At 73.0% G+C, this 17,570-nt stretch carries 17 protein-coding genes; 4 read left to right on the top strand and 13 right to left on the bottom strand.

Features of this window, described 5'->3' with window-relative positions; genetic code table 11:
- The first annotated feature begins 157 nt into the window (after positions 1–157).
- The 4 genes from AB0G50_RS16605 (at position 158) to AB0G50_RS16590 (ending at position 3,811) form a co-directional block, all read left to right on the top strand.
- Entirely contained in the window at positions 158–583 is a 426-nt protein-coding gene (locus tag AB0G50_RS16605; RefSeq protein ID WP_360108508.1) for a helix-turn-helix transcriptional regulator, read from the top strand.
- Positions 584–607: 24 nt separating this feature from the next.
- Positions 608–1,126: a hypothetical protein gene (locus AB0G50_RS16600; protein ID WP_360108505.1), complete on the top strand. Its 519-nt coding sequence runs from the start codon at positions 608–610 to the stop codon at positions 1,124–1,126.
- Positions 1,127–1,139: 13 nt separating this feature from the next.
- A complete protein-coding gene (locus tag AB0G50_RS16595) occupies positions 1,140–2,306 on the top strand; it encodes an MAB_1171c family putative transporter (protein ID WP_360108502.1) in 1,167 nt (388 codons plus the stop codon).
- 314 nt (positions 2,307–2,620) lie between these two features.
- Positions 2,621–3,811, top strand: a complete 1,191-nt coding sequence (locus AB0G50_RS16590; protein ID WP_360108499.1) for an MFS transporter — start codon at positions 2,621–2,623, stop codon at positions 3,809–3,811.
- Positions 3,812–3,864: 53 nt separating this feature from the next.
- Here AB0G50_RS16590 and AB0G50_RS16585 read toward each other — a convergent pair whose 3' ends face one another.
- Genes AB0G50_RS16585 through AB0G50_RS16525 form a run of 13 tightly spaced genes read right to left on the bottom strand, consistent with a single transcriptional unit; the run spans position 3,865 to position 17,466 of the window.
- Entirely contained in the window at positions 3,865–4,632 is a 768-nt protein-coding gene (locus tag AB0G50_RS16585; RefSeq protein WP_360108496.1) for an HAD hydrolase-like protein, read from the bottom strand.
- A gap of 19 nt (positions 4,633–4,651) precedes the next feature.
- Positions 4,652–5,386, bottom strand: coding sequence for a phosphodiesterase (locus AB0G50_RS16580; RefSeq protein ID WP_360108493.1), 735 nt, complete (start codon positions 5,384–5,386; stop codon positions 4,652–4,654).
- Between the two features lie 10 nt (positions 5,387–5,396).
- Positions 5,397–6,647, bottom strand: coding sequence for an ATP-grasp domain-containing protein (locus AB0G50_RS16575; protein ID WP_360108490.1), 1,251 nt, complete (start codon positions 6,645–6,647; stop codon positions 5,397–5,399).
- Positions 6,644–7,969, bottom strand: a complete 1,326-nt coding sequence (locus AB0G50_RS16570) for a cation:proton antiporter (protein ID WP_360108487.1) — start codon at positions 7,967–7,969, stop codon at positions 6,644–6,646. Before AB0G50_RS16570 ends, AB0G50_RS16575 begins: the two co-directional genes overlap by 4 nt.
- Entirely contained in the window at positions 7,966–8,508 is a 543-nt protein-coding gene (locus AB0G50_RS16565; protein WP_360108484.1) for a deoxycytidine triphosphate deaminase, read from the bottom strand. The genes AB0G50_RS16570 and AB0G50_RS16565 overlap by 4 nt, the downstream gene beginning before the upstream one ends.
- Positions 8,499–9,035 (bottom strand): hypothetical protein, encoded by a 537-nt coding sequence (locus AB0G50_RS16560; RefSeq protein ID WP_360108481.1) that lies wholly within the window; start codon positions 9,033–9,035, stop codon positions 8,499–8,501. The genes AB0G50_RS16565 and AB0G50_RS16560 overlap by 10 nt, the downstream gene beginning before the upstream one ends.
- 10 nt (positions 9,036–9,045) lie before the next feature.
- A complete protein-coding gene (locus AB0G50_RS16555) occupies positions 9,046–10,107 on the bottom strand; it encodes a hypothetical protein (RefSeq protein WP_360108478.1) in 1,062 nt (353 codons plus the stop codon).
- Complete coding sequence (locus tag AB0G50_RS16550; protein ID WP_360108475.1) at positions 10,104–10,529, bottom strand: SRPBCC family protein; 426 nt, start codon at positions 10,527–10,529, stop codon at positions 10,104–10,106. Before AB0G50_RS16550 ends, AB0G50_RS16555 begins: the two co-directional genes overlap by 4 nt.
- A 12-nt stretch (positions 10,530–10,541) precedes the next feature.
- Positions 10,542–11,093: a DUF6031 family protein gene (locus tag AB0G50_RS16545; RefSeq protein ID WP_360108472.1), complete on the bottom strand. Its 552-nt coding sequence runs from the start codon at positions 11,091–11,093 to the stop codon at positions 10,542–10,544.
- The gene (locus AB0G50_RS16540; RefSeq protein ID WP_360108469.1) at positions 11,090–12,205 is read right to left on the bottom strand and encodes a DUF6001 family protein; all 1,116 of its coding nucleotides are present in this window, start codon (positions 12,203–12,205) and stop codon (positions 11,090–11,092) included. Before AB0G50_RS16540 ends, AB0G50_RS16545 begins: the two co-directional genes overlap by 4 nt.
- Entirely contained in the window at positions 12,202–13,803 is a 1,602-nt protein-coding gene (locus AB0G50_RS16535) for an alkaline phosphatase family protein (protein WP_360108466.1), read from the bottom strand. The genes AB0G50_RS16540 and AB0G50_RS16535 overlap by 4 nt, the downstream gene beginning before the upstream one ends.
- 28 nt (positions 13,804–13,831) lie before the next feature.
- Entirely contained in the window at positions 13,832–15,043 is a 1,212-nt protein-coding gene (locus AB0G50_RS16530; protein WP_360108463.1) for a hypothetical protein, read from the bottom strand.
- Entirely contained in the window at positions 15,040–17,466 is a 2,427-nt protein-coding gene (locus tag AB0G50_RS16525; protein WP_360108460.1) for a PEP/pyruvate-binding domain-containing protein, read from the bottom strand. Before AB0G50_RS16525 ends, AB0G50_RS16530 begins: the two co-directional genes overlap by 4 nt.
- Positions 17,467–17,570: the final 104 nt, after the last annotated feature.

Genomic DNA, 17,570 nt, shown 5'->3' with positions numbered 1-17,570 from the left:
CCCCGTTTCCGACCACCGGTCGCAAATTCGACTGACAGTCGACTCCCCGTGGCGAAAGTTACTAGCAGGCCCACCGACGGTCAACCACGGGACTAGAATCAAGATCGATGTCGACCGACCGTCCACCTGGTGGGCGCACGTCCACCGGGAGGCCCGTTTGCCCGCAGAGGACAGCGGCTCGATCCTGGCCGCCAGGCTGGACACGTTGTTCCGCACCAGCAGGCCGGGCGACCGGCGCTGGACCAACGACGAGGTCGCCGAGGAGATCAAGCGGGACAATCCCGGTCTCCGGGTCAGCGGCACGTACCTCTCCGCGTTGCGCACCGGAAAACGGGTTCGCCCGTCGCCGGAACTCCAGGTCGCGCTGGCCCGATTTTTCGGGGTGTCCCCCGCGTACTTCATCGACCCTGATTACGCCGATCGAGTGGACAGCCAACTCGCCGTACTCGACGAGTTCCGACAAGCCGGTGTCCGGGCCGTCGCCTTGCGTAGTATCGGATTGCCGCCGGAGAGCCTGGAGATGATCACGGCGGTGCTCGACCAGATCCGCGAGCAGCGGGGGCTGCCTCCGGTCCGGGAGTGACGCGATTTCGGGGGGAGAGACGTCGTGGGACCTGTTTCCTGGCTCGAAGCCGTTCGACGCGGAATCCGATCCCGGCGGTTCGCGCGGGCCTGCGAGGCCCGACTGTCCGGACTGCCCGTGCCGCCCGCGCACGACGTCGTCTCGCTGTGCCACGAGGTGGGCCGGCAGCGCGGCCGGCCGATCCACCTGGTGGCGCTCGCACTCGGCGCGGACCACCCGTGCGGGATGTGGGTCGCGACCGACTTCGCCGATTTCATCGTGCACGAGTCGGACACCAGCAAACCGCACCGCGACCACATCATCGCGCACGAACTCGCGCACATCCTGTGCGAGCACACGGGCACACCGCAGGCGTTGTTCCCCGACCTCGATCCCGCCCTCGTCGGCGCCGCGCTGCACCGCGCCGGCTACTCGCACGACGACGAGCGCGAGGCCGAGGTGGTGGCCGGGCTGATCCTGCGCCTGCTGAGCGACGTGGCGCTCCGGGCCAGGCGCGCGGAGCCCACCGCCGTCGTCGCCCGCATCAGCAACTCGCTCGCCTAGCGGTGGTCGGGTAGTGGTGGTCGAGAGCGCCACGTTCGCGTGCTGCGCCCTGGTGGCGTGGCTCGCGTTCGGGGTCAAGGTCTTCGAGCTGCGCGGCAAGCGGGCCGACCCGGCGCTGTGCGCGCTCGTGCCGGCGCTGGGGTTGTGCGGGTTCGCGTTCGCCGCCGCGGCGCTGGCCGCCGACGGGCGGGTCGACCGGTGGCTCGGGGCGGGCGTCGTCGCGCTGGTGTCGCACCTGCTCATGCTGTGCTGGGTGCTGGGGTTGCTGGCCGTGCTGGCGCACTGGACGCTGCCCGGCGCGGCGGCGCGGAGCACGTGCCGGGTGCTCGCGGTGGTGGGGCTGACCGTGGTGGGCACGCAGACGGCGCTGTTCGCGGCGGGCGGCTTCCGGTCCCGGTTCTACCTGGTGGACGGGCCGTCCAGGGTGGTGGACCTGGTGTACCTCGCGCCGTGCCTGACGGTGGTCGAGCTGGCGTGGCTGGTGGCGGTGGTGCAGTGCGGGCGCTACGCGCGGGCGGCGCGCGGGCGGCACCTGGTGGTGGGGTTGCGGATCGCCGCGATCGGCGCGGGGGTGCTGCTGCCGCACGGGCCGGTGCGCGCGGGCGTGCTGCTGGCCGCGGACCGGGCCCGGTCGGCGTGGGAGGTCGGGCTCGCCCTGTGGCAGGGCGTCGGGATGTCGTTGCTGCTGCTGGGCATCACCGTGCCGGCGCTGTGCGTGCGGGTGACCGCGTCCCGGGGTTGGCTGCGCGACGTCCGCGACTACCGCGCCCTGTTCCCGCTGTGGCGCGACATCTGCACGGCGCTGCCGTCGATCGCGCTGCACCCGCCGGTCGCGCCGGCCGTGGAACGCCTGGTGCTGCGCGACCTGCGGCACCGGCTGTACCGCCGGGTGATCGAGATCCGCGACGGCTGGCTGGTGCTGCGCTCGCACGTCGACCCGCACACCGCCCACGAGGTCGCCGCCTCGCTGAGCACCACCGGCCTGACCGGCCCGGACCTCCAGGCCGCGGTGGAGGCCGCCCACTTCCACTCGGCCCTGGTGGCCTACACCGACCACCGCCCACCCGCCGCGCCCGAACCCGTCCGCCTGCGCACGGGTGAGGACCTGGACGGCGAGATCACCTGGCTGGTCCGCGTGGCCCGCGCCTACACCGACCGCGTCGGCACGACCTCCCGGTAAACCCGAGGCAGGTCAAGGACCTCCGGCACGACCGCGCGGATCCACCACCCAACCGAACACCGCACCACGCCCGCACCGCAGCACGACCGCATGGGGCCGCAGGCCCGGCCCGACACCGCACCGCGCCCACACCGCGGCGCGACCGCGCGGATCCACTACCCCGACCCCACGCCGCACCACGCCTCCACCGCGGCCTGACCGCGAGGGTCCACCGGCCCCGGCCCGACACCGCGCCACGGCCGCACCGCGGCGCGTCCGCGTGGGCGAGTGGCGGCTTTAGAACGGCTTCGTCGGCGGGTTCTACCGTCGCCCCCATGTCCGCTGAACCGGCCGCCGGGCGGTGGCGGGTGGTCGTGCTCGGGTTGGTCGTGGTGCTGCTCGACGGGTTCGACACCACCGCTCTCGGCGTGAGCCTGCCCGCCCTGGCGCACGACTGGGACCTGCCCGGGTCTGCCTTCACCGGCGCGCTCGTCGCGGGCAACCTCGGCATCCTGGGCGCCTACCTCGCCGCCGGCCGCGTCGCCGCGCGGTTCGGGCGGCGCGCGGTGGTGGTTGGCGGCACGGCGGTGTTCGCGCTCGGGTCCGCGGCCACCGCGCTCGTCTCCGACGTGGGCGCGCTGTCCGTCGTCCGGCTGGTCACCGGGCTCGGGCTGGGTGTGGTGGTGCCGGCGGCGATCTCGCTCGCCGCCGACAGCGCGCCCGCCCGGCGGCGCGAGACCGCGGGGGTCGTGGTGAGCCTCGGGTTGTCCGCCGGGCCGACGGTCGCGGGCCTCGCCGCCGGACCGCTGATCGCCGAGTACGACTGGCCCGCGCTGTTCCGGCTGGGCGCGGTGGTGCCCTTGGTGCTGCTTCCCGTGCTGTGGTGGGGTTTGCCGGTCGCCCCGGTCGCCCGTCGGGTCGACGCGGGCGTCCGGCGGCTGGTCGAACCGGGGCGCCCGACCGCCGTGCTGTGGGTGACGGCGGCACTGGTGTTCGCGACCCAGGGCGTGCTCGCGTCGTGGACACCGACCCTGCTCGCCGACGGCTACGGGTTCGACGCGGCGGAGGCGCCCCTGGGGGTGGCGGCGCTCGGGTTCGGCGGCCTGCTGGGCGGCGCGGTGTTCGCGGTGCTGACCACGCGGGCGCGGGTGGTCGACGTGGCCGTCGGCGCGGCGGCCGCGGCGTGCCTGCTGATCGCGACGGTGTCGTGGGCGGTGCTGGGCGCGTCGGCGGTGCTCGTGCTGCTGGGCGCGGTGGGGTTCGTGCTCATCGCGGTGGTCGGCACGCCACCGACCGCGGCGCTGTCGCTGTACCCGCCGGACGCGCGCACGGCGGCGGTCGGGTGGACCATCGCGTGCGGCCGCGTGGGCGCGGTCCTCGGTCCGCCGGCGGCGGGTTCGGCACTGGCGCTCGGCGGCACCGCGCGTCAGGTCGTGCTGCTGACCGCGCTGCCGCCGTTGGTCGCCGTGGTGCTGTTCGCCGTGCTGCGTCGACGGATCGCCCGCCCGGAGGCCGCCGCGTCGTGAGCCGTGCCGCCGGCCTTTCCCGCGGACCCGGCCACCGACCGGCGGAACCGCCCTCAGCGCAGCGGCGTGCCGAGCAGCGCGGGCAGGTCGGCGATCGAGTCGATCTCGGCGTGCGCCCGGCCGGTCAGGCCCTCCTCGCGCTGGGCGGCGAACTTGCCCGTGCGCACCTGCACCGTGGCCGCGCCCGCGGCCAGGCCGCCCGCCACGTCTGTGGTGGCGTCGTCGCCCACCACGACGCAGTCGGACACGGCCAGGCCGAGCGATCGGGCCGCCAGCGCGAAGAAGTCCGTGGACGGCTTGCCCAACACCTTCGCCGACACCCCCGCCGCGTACTCCAGGCCCGCGACGACCGCGCCCGTGTCGACGTGGTCGCCGTCGTCGCGCCGGAAGTACCGGCCACGCTGGAGCGCCACGAGTTCCGCCCCCGCGCGCAGCGCCCGGAACGCCGCGTCCAGCGCCGGGTAGTCCAGCGTGTCCCGGCAGTCGCCGACCAGCACGTGCGTCACCGGACCGCGCGCGGGCAGGTGCGCGAACTCCTCGCGCAACGCCGTCGACACCAGGGTGTGCACCGACGCGCCCTCGAGCCCGGCGAAGAGTTGGCGCGCCGCCGACACCGGGGTGAACAGCTCGGCCACCCGCACCTCGAGCCCGTAGCCCGCCACCTCCTCGGCGACCGCCGCGGGCGACCGGGAGTCGATGTTGGTCAGGAAGCGCAGCCCGCAGCCCAACTCCCGCAGCGCCCGCACGGCGTCGGTGGCGCCGGGCAGCGGGGCTCCCTTCGCGAACAGGGTGCCTTCCAGGTCCAGCAGCACAGCGGGCATCGGTCGGCTCCTCCGGTGGTCAGGTCAGCGCGCGGAAGTGCGTGGTCAGCACGGTTCCCCGGTAGAGGTGGAACGCGAGCCCCACGGGCGCGTCGAAGCTCGTCTCCTGCCCCTCGTGCTCCCACGGCAGCAGGATCGTCGACGCCACCCCCGGCGCGACCCGCACCGGGACGGACGCGAACGTCGACGCGGCCGCCGTGTGCGCGTGCCCGCACAATATCCCGGCCACCCTCGGGTGCCGCCGCACGACCTCCGCGAGGCCCTCCGGCTCGCGCAGCCGCAGGCGGTCCAGTTCCGGGATGCCCAGGGGTGTCGGGGGGTGGTGCAGCGCGATGAACGCGGGCCCCGCCCCGTCCGCGAGCCGGTCGTCCAGCCATGCCAGTGTTTCCGGCGCCAACGCACCGCCGGCCTCGCCGGGCACGACCGAGTCGCACAGCAGCACCGACGCCCCGGCCACCTCGTGCGCCTGGTTCGCGGGACCCGACCCGTCCAGCCCGAGCAGCGCGGAGCGGAAGGCGCCGCGCTCGTCGTGGTTGCCGGGGCAGAACAACACGGGCACGTCCAGCGGCGCCAACACCCGCGACAGCGTCGCGTACTCCTCCGGCCTGCCCCGCTCGGTCAGGTCGCCGGTGACCAGCACCGCGTCGACCCGCCCGGGTGAGCCCACCAGGTGCGCGACCACGCGCGCGGCGCGCTCCTCGGTGCGCGCGCCGCCGTCGACGTGCAGGTCGCTGAGATGTGCGAAGGTGATCACAGCCACTCCATCAGGCGATCTCGTAGAAGCTGTCGCCGTCCAGCCACCGCGTCGTGGCGTAGTCGCGCCAGAGCAGGGCCGACGAGGGGTTCAGCAGGTGGACGAGCATCGGGTAGGTGAAGTCGCTCCTGGTGACCGAGACGGTGCCGCCGGGCTTCACCTTCACCAGCGCCGCGTGGAAGCTCTCCAGAGCCTCGACCTGCGCGAGCTTCGGGTACGACACCAGCGTCCCGGCCCTCGGCGACACCATGTTCACGCAGATCGCGTGCCGCAGGATCACGTAGTCCGCCACGCGGCGCGCCGTGAACCTCTCCGGGTCGGTGTAGGCGTCGACCGTCCACTCCAGCTGGCTCTCGCCGATCGCCTCGCCGACCAGCACGGGCAGGTCGGCACCGCAGATCCTCGACGCCGTCTCGATCAGCCGCGGACCGGCGGGAGTCAGCTTCAACTCGGTGTGCGCGGGCCCGTTGCGCACACCGAGCGCGTCCAGCACGGACGTCGCGTAGTCCACGAGGAGGTCCTGCTCCGGGCCGCGCCGCTCCAACAGGTGCGAGCCGCCGAGCAGGTCCCGCACGCCGTTGACGTTGAGGTGCCGGGTCGAGTGGATGTCGGTGACGTGGTGCACGCCGTCCAGGCTCACCGTGTTGACGTAGTACTCGACGCCCTCCAGGTACTCCTGCGCGAGCACCGCGTCGTTGCGCAGGTCCAGCGCGCTGTCGGTGTCGACCAGCGCGTCGAACGCGGCCAGCACGGCGGCCTCGTCGTCGCAGAAGTGGATTCCGTCGTTGCCCGCGCTCTTGACCGGCTTCACGACGACCCGACGCGCGCCCGACTCCGCGAACCAGGCGCGCAGGTCCTCGCGGTCCCGGGTGAGGATCTGCGCCGCCACCGGCACTCCCGCCGCGCGCACCGTCTCGGCCATCAGGAACTTGTCGCGGCGGGCCTCGGTCAGCTCCGTGCCGTTGGTGCGCAGGTCGAGCGCCTCGCTGAGCCGGTCGGCCAACTCCACGCCGCTCTCGATGCCGGCGATGACCGCGACCGGGTCGAACTCCTTGAGGGCGGCGGCGGTGAGGGCCGGATCGCCGGTGTGCACGACCTCGTCGCCGAAGTCCGACGCGACGAACGTCGGCGCGTACACGGCGGGGATGCTCGGCGCCGTGCGCACGTGCACGCACCTGAACCCCTTGGCGCGGAAGAGCGGCGCGAAGTATCGGGCCGTGGAGTACGCGTCGACGATCGCGACGACCCGGTCGGTGCTCATGTCGTGATTCCTCTTTCCGCGTGCGGTGACTGCTCGACGGGCGCGTCCGTGCCGTCGAACGGGGAGAACTTGCGCGCGACCGCCACTTCCAGCCAGGACCCCGCGACGAGCGAGGTGATCACCGCCGTCAGCACGAGCGTGGTGAAGAACCGGCCGTTGACGATGCCCGCGTCGTGGGCGACGCCCGCGAGGACGATGCCGGGGCCGCCGCGCGCGTTCAGCGCGACCGCCAGGTTCAGCGACGGCAGCGGCGGTGTGCCGGACAGCCTGCCGCCCAGGTACACGCTGCCGGCTTTCGCCAGGCAGGCGAACAGGATGAACGCCGAGGTGAACAGCACGTCCAGGTCGTGCAGCAGGTCGAGCCTGAGGCCGATGGCCGCGAAGTAGACGGGCGTGAAGAACGCCATCGAGAACCCCTGGACCACCTCGACGCGCCCGGTCTCGCCGTCGGCCGCGCCCCGACCGGCGACGAGTCCCACGACGAACGCCCCGAACAGCGGGACGACGCCGAGGAACACGCACAGGGCCGACACCGCGAGCACCAGCACGATGCTGCGCGCCGGCACCGCGGACCGCCCGCCCGGACCGGTGGACCGGGAGGGCAGCCTGCGGGCGAGGAGCCCGGCCACGCCGAGGAAGACCACGGGCACGAGGGCGTGGTAGACGAGCGTCGCCGCGGGAGAGGTGATGCCGAGCAACGAGATCAGGCCGAACCCGCCGGTCTTCTCCTTGTGCACGAGCCCGAGCGACATCGCGATCACCACGTTGAGGACGACGTCCTCCAGGACGGCGACGGCGAGCACGATCCGCGCGAACGACGTGCGCAGGATGCCGAGGTCGAGCATGATCCGCGAGATCACCGGGATGCTGGCGATGGAGATGGCGACCGCGATCACCAGGACGAGCGACAGGCGCCCGTTCGCCGGACCGATCATCAGCGCCGGGTCGACGGCGACCGCGAACCCGAGACCCAGCGCGAACGGGATCACCATGCCGACCGCCGCGACCGCGGTCACGACCTTGGCGTTGCCCCACACCATCACCGACCGCATCTGCGTGCCGGTGAGGAACATCAGCAGCAGCAGGCCGAGCTGGTAGACCAGCGCCAGTCCGGACGACACCGGCCCGGACCTGGGGAACAGCCACTCGCTCGCGGCGGGCGCGACCTGGCCGAGCACGGTCGGCCCGAGCAGCAGACCGCCGAGGATCTCGCCGATCACGACGGGTTGCCGGAACCGGCCGAACACCCTGCCCACCAGGTGCGCGGCGACCAGGAGCAGGACGAGCGCCGCGAGCAGCCGGAACAGGTCGGTGTCGGTCATCGGGCGGTCACCGCCCGTTCCGCGTCGAGGCTCAGCCTCGACGGCACCGCCGACCGCGAGCCGGTGTACCTGCCCGCGTAGCCGATCGTGTCGCCCTGCATGGCCCAGAACGCGAGCTTGCCGATGATCATGCCGGGGTAGACCCGCACCGGCGCCGCGACCGCGATCTCCAGCGTCCACGGGAAGAGCGCGCCGCTGTGGCCCAGCGGCGCGGAGAACTGGATCCACACCCCGAGCGTCGAGACGGACCGGCACGCGTACAGCGTGGCCGCGTAGTGCGCGCTGCCCATCGTCTCCATCGTGCCGCCGAGGTAGAAGCGGCCGGGCAGCAGGACCATCCCGTCGTCGTCCATCATGGTCGTGGTCGACGCGATCGGGGTCCGCGAGTCGATCACGTCGTCGTCGTAGGAGATGATCTCGCGGGAGAGCCGGAACCCGTAGCTGTTGGGCTCCAGGCGCTCCGGGTCGTAGTCGTCGATGTGGATGCGGTTCGCGAGTACCTCGCGGTGGATGTCCTTGCCGGTGAGGATCACAGCCACCCCCGCACGAACTCGCGGACGGCGTCGCGGTGCTCGGCGAGCGAAGCGCTGTTGTCCACCACGGCGTCCGGGTGGATCAGGTCGAGGGCCTCGGTCGAGCGGTCGGCGCGGGACGCGTCACCGCGCAGCGCCAGCCGCTTCTCCCGCACCTCCGCCGCCGCGGTCACCCGCAGCACCCGGAAACCGTTGTCGCGCAACGCCACCGCGTCCACGTACGGGTCCCGCAGGTCGTCGTTGAGCACCACGTCGGCGGTCGTCCGCGCCAGCCTGGCGAGGAAGTCGTCGGCCAGCGACCGGGGGTTGACGCGGCGCAGCGCGTCGGCCAGCGCCTCCATCAGCACCTGGTCCTGCACGCCGGCGGCGAGCGCCACGCCCGACACCCGGTACACGCTCGCCTGGAGGTCGTAGAGCGGTTTAGCGAGCTTGACCGTGGCACAGGTCAAGCCCAGTTCGGCGACGAACTCCCCGATCAGGGCCGCCGTCGTGGACTTGCCGCAGCCCGCCAACCCGATGATGGACAAGCGCATGCCAAGCCTCCTAACGGGTCGACGGTTCGGCGAGCACGGCGTCCAAGTCGACGTCCAGGGTGCCGCGCAGCCGGATCATGGGCAGGTCGTCCAGGTGCCCGCGCAGCCGCGCCAGCGAGGCGTAGAACGCCGTGTAGTCCGGAACGAGGTGGGACTGCCAGGTGAAGAACGTGGTGTCGACCTGGCGGTCCACGATCTTGTTGAGCTGCGCCCACCGCTCGTTGTCGTCGGTGACGCGCCACACGCGCAACGGCTCGCCCGGCCGGACCTCCGGCAGCAGCAGCGCCGCCAGCGGTCTCGGCGTGGCCGAGAACTCCGTGCCCAGCCACGATTCGAAGAGGTCCGGGTCCATCAGCAGCTTCTCGCCCGGAGCCCGCTCGGCCACACCCGCGTCCACCGACTCCCGCACCAGCTCCGTCAGCCTCGGGTCGGCCAGGATCGTGCCGACGCCGACGTACGGGTAGTCGCGCCACGGGTGCGCCAGCACCACCCCGTCCACGACCTCCACGAACAGCTTGTCGCCGGTGAAGTACGTCCACCGAGGACCGCGCAGCGCCGACAACAGGGTCGTGGTCTTGCCCGCGCCCTTCGGGCCCGCGATCACCACGGCCCGCTCGTCGTCGCGCACCCCGGAGGCGTGCAGCACGACCGTGCCGCGCTGCTCCTCGTTGCGGATCACCAGGTCCCGCACGAAGTCCAGCACCTGCACCGTCGAGCCCGCGGTGACGGCGAGCTCGAAGCCGTTGTCCTTCACCGCGTCGCGCGGCGCGTCGAGCAGCGTCGTCCGGTTGACGTACCGCCTTCGCCCGCCCTCCTCGACCACGTGCGCGTCGAAGTTGAACTCGGCGGCGTTGCTGCGCCGGATCACCGACTGCCCGGTGGCCCACACCGCCGGATCGACGTCGTGGTCCGGGTCGTAGGCGCGCACCGCGATCCGGAACGTCGGCACGCCCGTCGCCTCGTCCGACATCACGTGCCGGAAGAACCGGCGGACGGGCGCGAACGCGGGCTCGGCGTCGGACTCCACGTCGAACCGCACGGTGGTGCCGAGGAAGTTCAGGTACTCGGTCACGCGTCGCCCTCCCGGCTCGCCGCGGCCACGGCGCGCACCAACGCGTCCGCGTGCGCCTGGAACGACTGCGCCCAGATCGGGTCGAGCAGCGGCGCGAGCCCGTCCACGCCCAGGTGGAACTCGACGTCCAGGCCCAGCACGCCGTCGGCGACGCTCCACGTGCCGCCCAGTTCGGCCAGGTCGCCGCTCACCTGGTCGAACCTCATCCGCCCGCCCGCGACGGGGTGGTTGCGCTGCACCCAGTCGACCCGGCTGCCGTTGAGCAGCACGCTCCACCGCTCGTCGCCCTCCGGTGTCGCCGACACCGCCAGCACGTGCCCGGCGTGCTCGGCGACCGACCGCACCGCCGCCCACACCCGTTGTTCCGGCACCCCGTCGAGCGGCGTCCGCGCCACGACGGTGTTCCGCACCAGTGCACCCATTCCCGTCCCCCCTCAGGCGTCTTTCATGAACTGCGTCAGCAGGCCCACGTCCAGCCCCGCCGACCGGGCCAGTTCCGCCCACTGCCGCAGGGTCACCAGCATGTCCCGCTGCCCCTGCGCCACCAGCCGGTCCGGCAGCTCGCCGGGGAAGCCGGCCAGCAGCCGCTCCCACAGCGTGAAGATGTCGTCCACCCGGCAGCTGCCGCCGCCGAACTCCTCGGCCAGGCCGAAGATGTCGGCCAACTCCTCGCCGGTGGCGTCGGCCAACCCGCTCAACCCGTGCTCGAGGCCCAGGGCGAGGCAGTGCGCGTCGGCGGCGGGTACCCGGCCCGCGAGCCGGTTGTCGATGTCCACGACCTGTTCCAGCATCCGCAGCTTCGCGGCCTGCTGCATCTGCGGCTGCGCCACGCCTCCCTCCAGGTCCTCCACGTAGGCGCGGCACTCGGCCAACATCAACCACGCCACCTGGAGCCACGTCCGCACCGCGTCCGGGGTCGCCGTGCCGTGGCCGGCGCGGACGCCGGGGTACACGGGCACCCTGCTCGCGATCGTCGTCCCGGTCATGCCGCACTCCGATCCCGGTACTCGACGGTGGTCGTGGCGACGCCCGCGCGCACCGCGCGCAACGCCGAGGTGGCGGAGTTCGGGTCGACGCCGGGCAGCGCGGCCAACGCGACCGGGGCCTCGTCCACCCGCGAGGTCACCAGCACGCCCGCGTCGCCGTCCGCCAACAACTCCGCGCCGGGCAGGAAACCCCGGTAGGACGCGGACGCGCCGAGCGCGGTCCGCACGGTCACGTCCTGCGTCACGCCGGTCGCCGCGGCCACCGCCGCCACGAGGGCCGTGTAGTCCTCCGCCAACCGGACCGACGACCCGGCCGTCAGCGCCGCCGACAGCGACACCCGCAACCGTTCCACGGCCTCGCCCGCGGCGCGGTAGGCGTCGTCGTGCCACGCGCCCGACCGCACGAGCCTGGCCCAGCGCAGCAGGTACCACTTCCGGGTGGTGTAGACGTCCCCGTGCAGCGACAGCACCGAGTCCATCAGGTGCAGCAGGACGTTGTAGGCGTAACCGACCCGACCGCGCGACTCGCCCGCCGCCTCGGCCAGGCACAGGTGCGCCACCTGCTCGACGGCCGCGTGCAGCGCGGCCCGCGACCACACCAGCGCCAGCGCGGGCAGGCTCGCCAGGTACGGAACGCGCCCGTCGAGGGTGATGCCGTTGACGATGCGCTCGGTCTGCTTGCGCCGGGGCTCGAACCTCCTGTCCCACGAGCGGAACCCGTCCACCAGGTCGCCGGGCGGCAGGGTGGCGAGCGCCGTCAGTTCGTCGAGGTTGCGCTTGAGCTCGCCGCGCGCGAACGAGACGACCTCCAGGTGGTGCCCCCGGTCGAAGATCTTGGTGGCGATCCGCGGACCGTCGATCGCGCTCTCCTGGACGCGGATGAAGTCGAAGTCGCTGGTCTCGTTGGCCAGCCCGTGCACCGGCGAACTGGTCAGCAGCAACTCGCCGTCGCCGACGCGGCCGAGCAGGAAGTCCTGGAGCGAGCCCGTTTCCAGGCCGCGCCGGGACACGAAGTCCGTCACCGACCGGCGCCGGGTGTCGACCAGGTCCCGGAGTGGGACGGTCAGCAGTCGGGCCAGTGCGTCGTCGCTGTCCATCACGCTGTCTCTCACGCTGTCGCTCCGTGGAATGAGGTCGTGGTCGGCAGTACGGCGGGCACGTCGCCGCGCCCGAGTTGGCACCGCGCGAGCCGGGCCGCGAGGGTGTTGTCCACCACGCCGAGGTCGACGCCCGAGGGGATGCCCGGGCCCGCCGCGGCGAAGGTGGCGTGCAGCCGGTCGCTGCCGGTGTTCACCACGTGCGAGCCGGTCTTCACCATCGGGCGCACGGCGGGGCCGCCGTCGCGGGCCGCCGAGGGTTGGTAGTCGTCCCCGAGGACGAGGTAGACGACGTCGGCGGGCTCGGTGGTCGGCCGGGCGTCCTCGCCCAGGAACCCGGTCACCACCGCGGGCCCCAGGTCGAGCAGCGCGGTCATGGCCCGCCGCATGGTGTCGGCGCGCCGCCAGGCCGGGACCACGCCCGGGTTCACCCGCAGCGACCCGTTGTTGGCCGGGTGGTAGACCACGGCCGAGGCGAGCGGGTCGGCGGCGGCCAGCCCGGCCGCGATCAACACCTCGTTGACGCATACCAGGTGCGTGCTGCCGACCATGCCGTGATCGGCGCTGAGCAGCACCGTGTCGTCCGCGCCCGCGCGGGCCAGCGCGTGGCCGAGCACGGCGTCGGCGCTGCGGTAGCACCGGCGCAGCAGCGCCCGCACCCGCTCGGCGATGTCCGGCCGGTGGGTGGCGGCCCGCCGGTCGCACCACCCGAGCAGCTCGTGCCCGACGTCGTCGGTCCACGGCAGGTACACCACGACCAGGTCGGCGTCGTGGCCCTCGACGACCAGCTCCGCCGCCGCCGTGAACGACTCCACCACGCGGTCCACCGACTCCAGGAACGCCCGTTCGGCCGAGCCGTCGCCGCCCTCCGCCAGCCGGCGCCCGAACAGTCCCGCGCGGTACAGCGGGCCGACGCCCTCACCGGCGAACACCGGGGTGTCGGCGAGCGCGGCGGCCAGCGCGCTGTTCGAGCCGGCCGTGCGGACCGTCCAGGTGCCGGTGCGCACCAGCACCCGGCCGTTCGGGGTGTCGACGTGCCGCACCCAGAAACCCCTCGACCGCGTGAACCGGACCGGGGTCCAGCCGGTGGTCGTCGGGTGCACGGCTCCGCCCGCGCGCAGCAGCGCACCGTCCGCCGTTCCCTCCACGCGCACCGGCAGGGTCGCGACCGGCCACTCCCGGACCTCGCCCGGCGCGATCGCCAGCGTGTCGTTCCCGGCCAGCCTGCCGCTGTAGGCCTCGATCGCGACCTCGACGTCCGGGCCGACCCGACCGTCCGCGTCGAACACCCACGGTGCGTGCACGAACGCGCCGCGCACCCCGGCCTCCCGCCACACCGGGGAGCGGGCGGGGTAGGCGGGCGCGAAGCCGGAGAGGTGCTCGGTGAGCCCGGTCGGCACCGAGAACCCGGTGACACCGTGCTCCTGCGACGAGGTGCCGGTGAACAGGGTCGCGAGCGACGGCGGTGTCTGGCAGTTCGGCGCCGGCGGTCGCCCCGCCGCGCGCACGCCCGCCGACCGCAGGGCGCGCACGTGGGGCAGCGCGCCCTCGGCGTCCAACTCGTCCACGAACCAGGCGGCGGCGGCGTCCCAGACGAACCAGTAGACCGTCATCGCGCGGCCTCACCGCGGCGACCGCCCATCAGGACACCTCCGAGGCCAGGTCCGGCCGGGCGGCGACCGAGTCGAGCAGGAACGTCAGCTTCGAGTAGAAGCCCCGCTCGTCGGTCAGCCCGTGCTCGCGCAGGAACGCCTCCAGCCAGAGCGCGATCTCCTCGATCTCGGCCAGCACGTCCTGCTCGCTCGGCTCGAGGACGGTGCGGCTGCGCAGGTACTCCAGTTCGCACTGGTTCAGCACCACGTCCGGCGCGGCGACCAGGCTGACGTGGTCGAAGAAGATGCCGTAGACGTGCCCGGTCCGCGCCGACTCGAAGTTGACGTCGTAGCGGACGCGGCGGAACGGCGGCAGCCTCGTGGCCGTCACGCCCAGCTCGGAGCGGACGTACTCGTCGAACCCGTGCTCGGGCACGACGCCGTAGGTGTGGCTCTCGCGCCGGTCGAACGCGTCGGCTTTGTACCACTTGCGCTTGACCAGGTTCCGGCCGTCGGTGGTGGGGATGAACGACACGTAGCCCCGGTCCTCCTCCGGCGCGGTCACGTGGTAGAGGTGGTTCCCGTAGTCCCACGCCTGGAACTCGTCGCGGTACTCCACCAGGTACCCGGGCAGCGCTCCCGCGACGAGCCGCTGGTGGATCCGCGTCGTCAGCGTCCACACGTCCACCGGCGGCGCGAGCGTGTACTTGTACTCCAACTCCTTGCCCGGGAAGCACTTGCGGTAGTACCGCTGGTGGTTGTTGAGGAACAGGGACCGCTCGGCGTGCCGCGCGACCGCCTCGGGCAGCCACTCCAGGCTCCCGACGTCGGCGACGGGGATCGGCGCCGGCGTGATCCGGATGAAGCACGCGTCCTCGGCCCGGAACCGGACCTGGGCGTGGACGTGGAGCTCGCCGTCGCGCACCGCCAGGTACCACAGCGGCACCAGCGGCCGTGGGCGGTCGTCCTGTTCGGACAGTCCGGCCACCAGGTCGGTCAGCACCTTTCCCGGAAGCATGTCCGGGAACAACTCCGCGCCGTCGGCCGCCGCGCCGCGCCCACGCGCCGACCCCGACGTGCGCGCGCGCAGTTCGACCTCGCCGAGGTCGGCCCACCTCAGCACGACGGTGTTGGACGGGAAGTCCCGGTGTTCCGCCGCGGCCAGCGGGACGAGCACCAGCACGTCGTGCGCGCCGGGCGCGGTCGAGCCGTTGAGGTGGTGCAGGCCGCCCAGCACCAGCCACGCGCCGTCGTCGCTCACGAGTCCCCTCCTCGGCGGCTCGTCAGGATGACGGTCCCCTCGCTGATGACGACCTCGCCGACACCGGCGAACCCGGCCGCGGCCACGGCGGGCACGCCCGCCTCGCGCAGGAGGATCGCCAGGTGGCCCAGGGTCGAGCCGCGGTCGAACACGAAGCCCGCGACGTGTCCGATGAGGACGGACAGCACGGCGTAGGGCTTGCCGGCGTGCACGATCGGCCGTTCCGGCATCGAGGACACCTTGTCCAGGATGCGGGCGAGGCCGTCGTACTCGGTCACGTCGGTGGACTTGTCGACGCTGACGGCGGGCCCGATGGACAACCTGGCGAGCAGCTCGTCCTCCTCCAGCCGCAGCAGTGTGCCGTGCGCGGTGCCCGGCGACATCTGCACCACGCCCTCGGCGGACACCACGACCTCGTCACCGCCCAGCACGGAGTAGTCCACGAAGTACGGCTCCCCGCGCTCGAAGACCCACTCCAGCGTCACCGATCCGTGCTTGGCGTGCATCGCCGCGGTCAACCTGCCGAGCTTGTGCAGGTGCGGCAACAGGGGCGCGGCCTCGGGCGCGGCGATCACGTTGCCGGGCGCGTCCACCGGCTGCTCCAGGTCGGCGACCACGATCGTCTCGCCGCCCGCCGTTCCCCGGTTGAGCGCCATCAGGCCTTCCGGCGTGTACTCCACGACCAGCCCGTCGCCCATCAGCCGGGAGATCACGCCCAGCTCGCCCCGGATGAAGTCGCGCACGACCGCGGCGCGCAGCCCGGTGTTCTCCGGCAGGGCACCCGCCAGCTCGGCGAGCCGGGGCAGCACCTCGTCCTTGGGCAGGGTGATCTGCCGCAGGTGGTCGCCGAGGTCGAGCACGCACTCCCTCGCGGCACCGCTCGCCAGCAGGTCGCGCAGCGCCGCCGCCGTGGTCGGGTCGTGCAGGCCGAGGCCGTTGAACTCGATCACCCAGCCGGCGCCCGTCGACACGTCGTTGGCGGCGGCCATCCGGTAGGCGGGACCGCGCTTCGCGACGTACCCGCCGTAGACGGCGGCCACGTCACCGAGGTGGAACGACGGCGGCACGTCCTCGAAGTACATCCGGACCCCTCGTGCGACCGGCTCGGCGCTGAAGCGCGCCCGGTCGGCGACCGCGGTCAGCGGCCGGACCTGGATCAGGTGCACACCCCGGTCGTCGGCGGCCCACTCCACGTCCACGTCGTGGCCGCGCCGCGCGCGCAGCTCCCGCGCCAACGCGACGACCTCCGACAGCACCGGGTCCGGCTCCGCGGCGACCGCGTCGGAGTCCGTGCGGGTCGGTACCGCCACCCCGGCGACCAGCTCGTCGGCCAGGCCCCGCACGTGCTCGACCACGACGCGGTCCGGCTCGGTGCCGTCGAGGCCGGTGAACGCGACGCCCGCGAGGGTCGGCTCGACCATCGCCTGCACGATCACCGCGAGCCGGGGAACCGGGTCGTGGTTGCCCGCCCGGACCCGCGCCGCGACGGCGGGCGCCTCGTAGTAGGAGGCCCAGCACCGCTCGACGGCGGCCACGACCCCTTCGAACCCGCGTGCGTTCAGCACGCTGTGGTGCACGCCCGCGAGGCTGCTGCCCGTGGTGTCCTCCTCCAGGCCGGAGGAGCGCACGGCGAAGCGCCGATCGGCGATGTCGCCGAAGACGTCCTCCAACCGCACCCGGAGCAGCCCGTGCGCGTCGACGGGGAAGCGGATCTCCGACGCGATCGACTGGATGCGCGCGACGGACTCCGTGTAGAAAGCGCCCACGGTGGCCCGCAGGTCGGAGAACGCGTCCTCCAGCGCGGCGGCCTGCTCGGCGGTCCGGGCGTCGACGAACTCGCCGGCGGGCACGCAGAACGCCTCGGGCACGCGGAAGTCGCGGCTGCTCGCGGCGAGCGCGGCGAACTTCGGGCCCACCTCGATGCCCTCCGCGGTGGCGCCGAGACCGGGGAACCGCTGGCGGGCGACCTGCTTGTCGAAGTCGATGTGGATGTCGCTGGACCGGGGCCCGTGCGCGCCCTGGTACTTGCCGCCGTAGAGCACGACCTCGCCCTGCGGGCGCCACCACATCATCTGGCCGATGTTGATGCCGGGGTACACCCGCACCCGGTTCATCGTGTAGAGCTGCAACGTCCACTGGCCCTTGTAGCCGATGTCGCCCAGGCTCGCGGACAGGTTGATGAACATCCCCAACCGCGCCACCGACGAGCGGGCCGCGAACGTCGGCGCGTAGTGATCGCTGCCGAGCACCTCGACGGTGTGCGCGAGGTAGAGCTTTCCCGGTTCGAGCAGGTAGCCCTCGTCGGGGATCTCGATTTCGTCGAACTCGTTGGGGCTTCGCGGGTCGAGTGCCTCGTGCCGATAGGTGCGCAGAGTCCGGCCGAGGCGGAAGTTGTAGCTGTTCGGGTTGACCTGTTCGGGCACGAACGGCTCGATGGTGATTCGACCGTTCGCCCATTCCCGCTCGATCTCACTACCAGTGAGAATGATGGCGACACCCCCAGTGACGGTTAAACGGGCAGCACGAC

Source organism: Actinosynnema sp. NPDC020468, assembly GCF_040642015.1.
Lineage (GTDB): Bacteria > Actinomycetota > Actinomycetes > Mycobacteriales > Pseudonocardiaceae > Actinosynnema.
The sequence above is the reverse complement of the archived record's forward strand: the minus strand, read 5'-3'. Positions and strand labels throughout refer to the sequence as shown.

What these genes read in the sequence shown, in the direction of transcription:
- AB0G50_RS16590 (WP_360108499.1), top strand. Translation starts at nt 2,621, where the DNA reads ATGTCCGCTGAACCGGCCGCCGGGCGGTGGCGGGTGGTCGTGCTCGGG.
- AB0G50_RS16585 (WP_360108496.1), bottom strand. Translation starts at nt 4,632, where the DNA reads ATGCCCGCTGTGCTGCTGGACCTGGAAGGCACCCTGTTCGCGAAGGGA.
- AB0G50_RS16575 (WP_360108490.1), bottom strand. Translation starts at nt 6,647, where the DNA reads ATGAGCACCGACCGGGTCGTCGCGATCGTCGACGCGTACTCCACGGCC.
- AB0G50_RS16570 (WP_360108487.1), bottom strand. Translation starts at nt 7,969, where the DNA reads ATGACCGACACCGACCTGTTCCGGCTGCTCGCGGCGCTCGTCCTGCTC.
- AB0G50_RS16560 (WP_360108481.1), bottom strand. Translation starts at nt 9,035, where the DNA reads ATGCGCTTGTCCATCATCGGGTTGGCGGGCTGCGGCAAGTCCACGACG.
- AB0G50_RS16550 (WP_360108475.1), bottom strand. Translation starts at nt 10,529, where the DNA reads ATGGGTGCACTGGTGCGGAACACCGTCGTGGCGCGGACGCCGCTCGAC.
- AB0G50_RS16545 (WP_360108472.1), bottom strand. Translation starts at nt 11,093, where the DNA reads ATGACCGGGACGACGATCGCGAGCAGGGTGCCCGTGTACCCCGGCGTC.
- AB0G50_RS16535 (WP_360108466.1), bottom strand. Translation starts at nt 13,803, where the DNA reads ATGACGGTCTACTGGTTCGTCTGGGACGCCGCCGCCGCCTGGTTCGTG.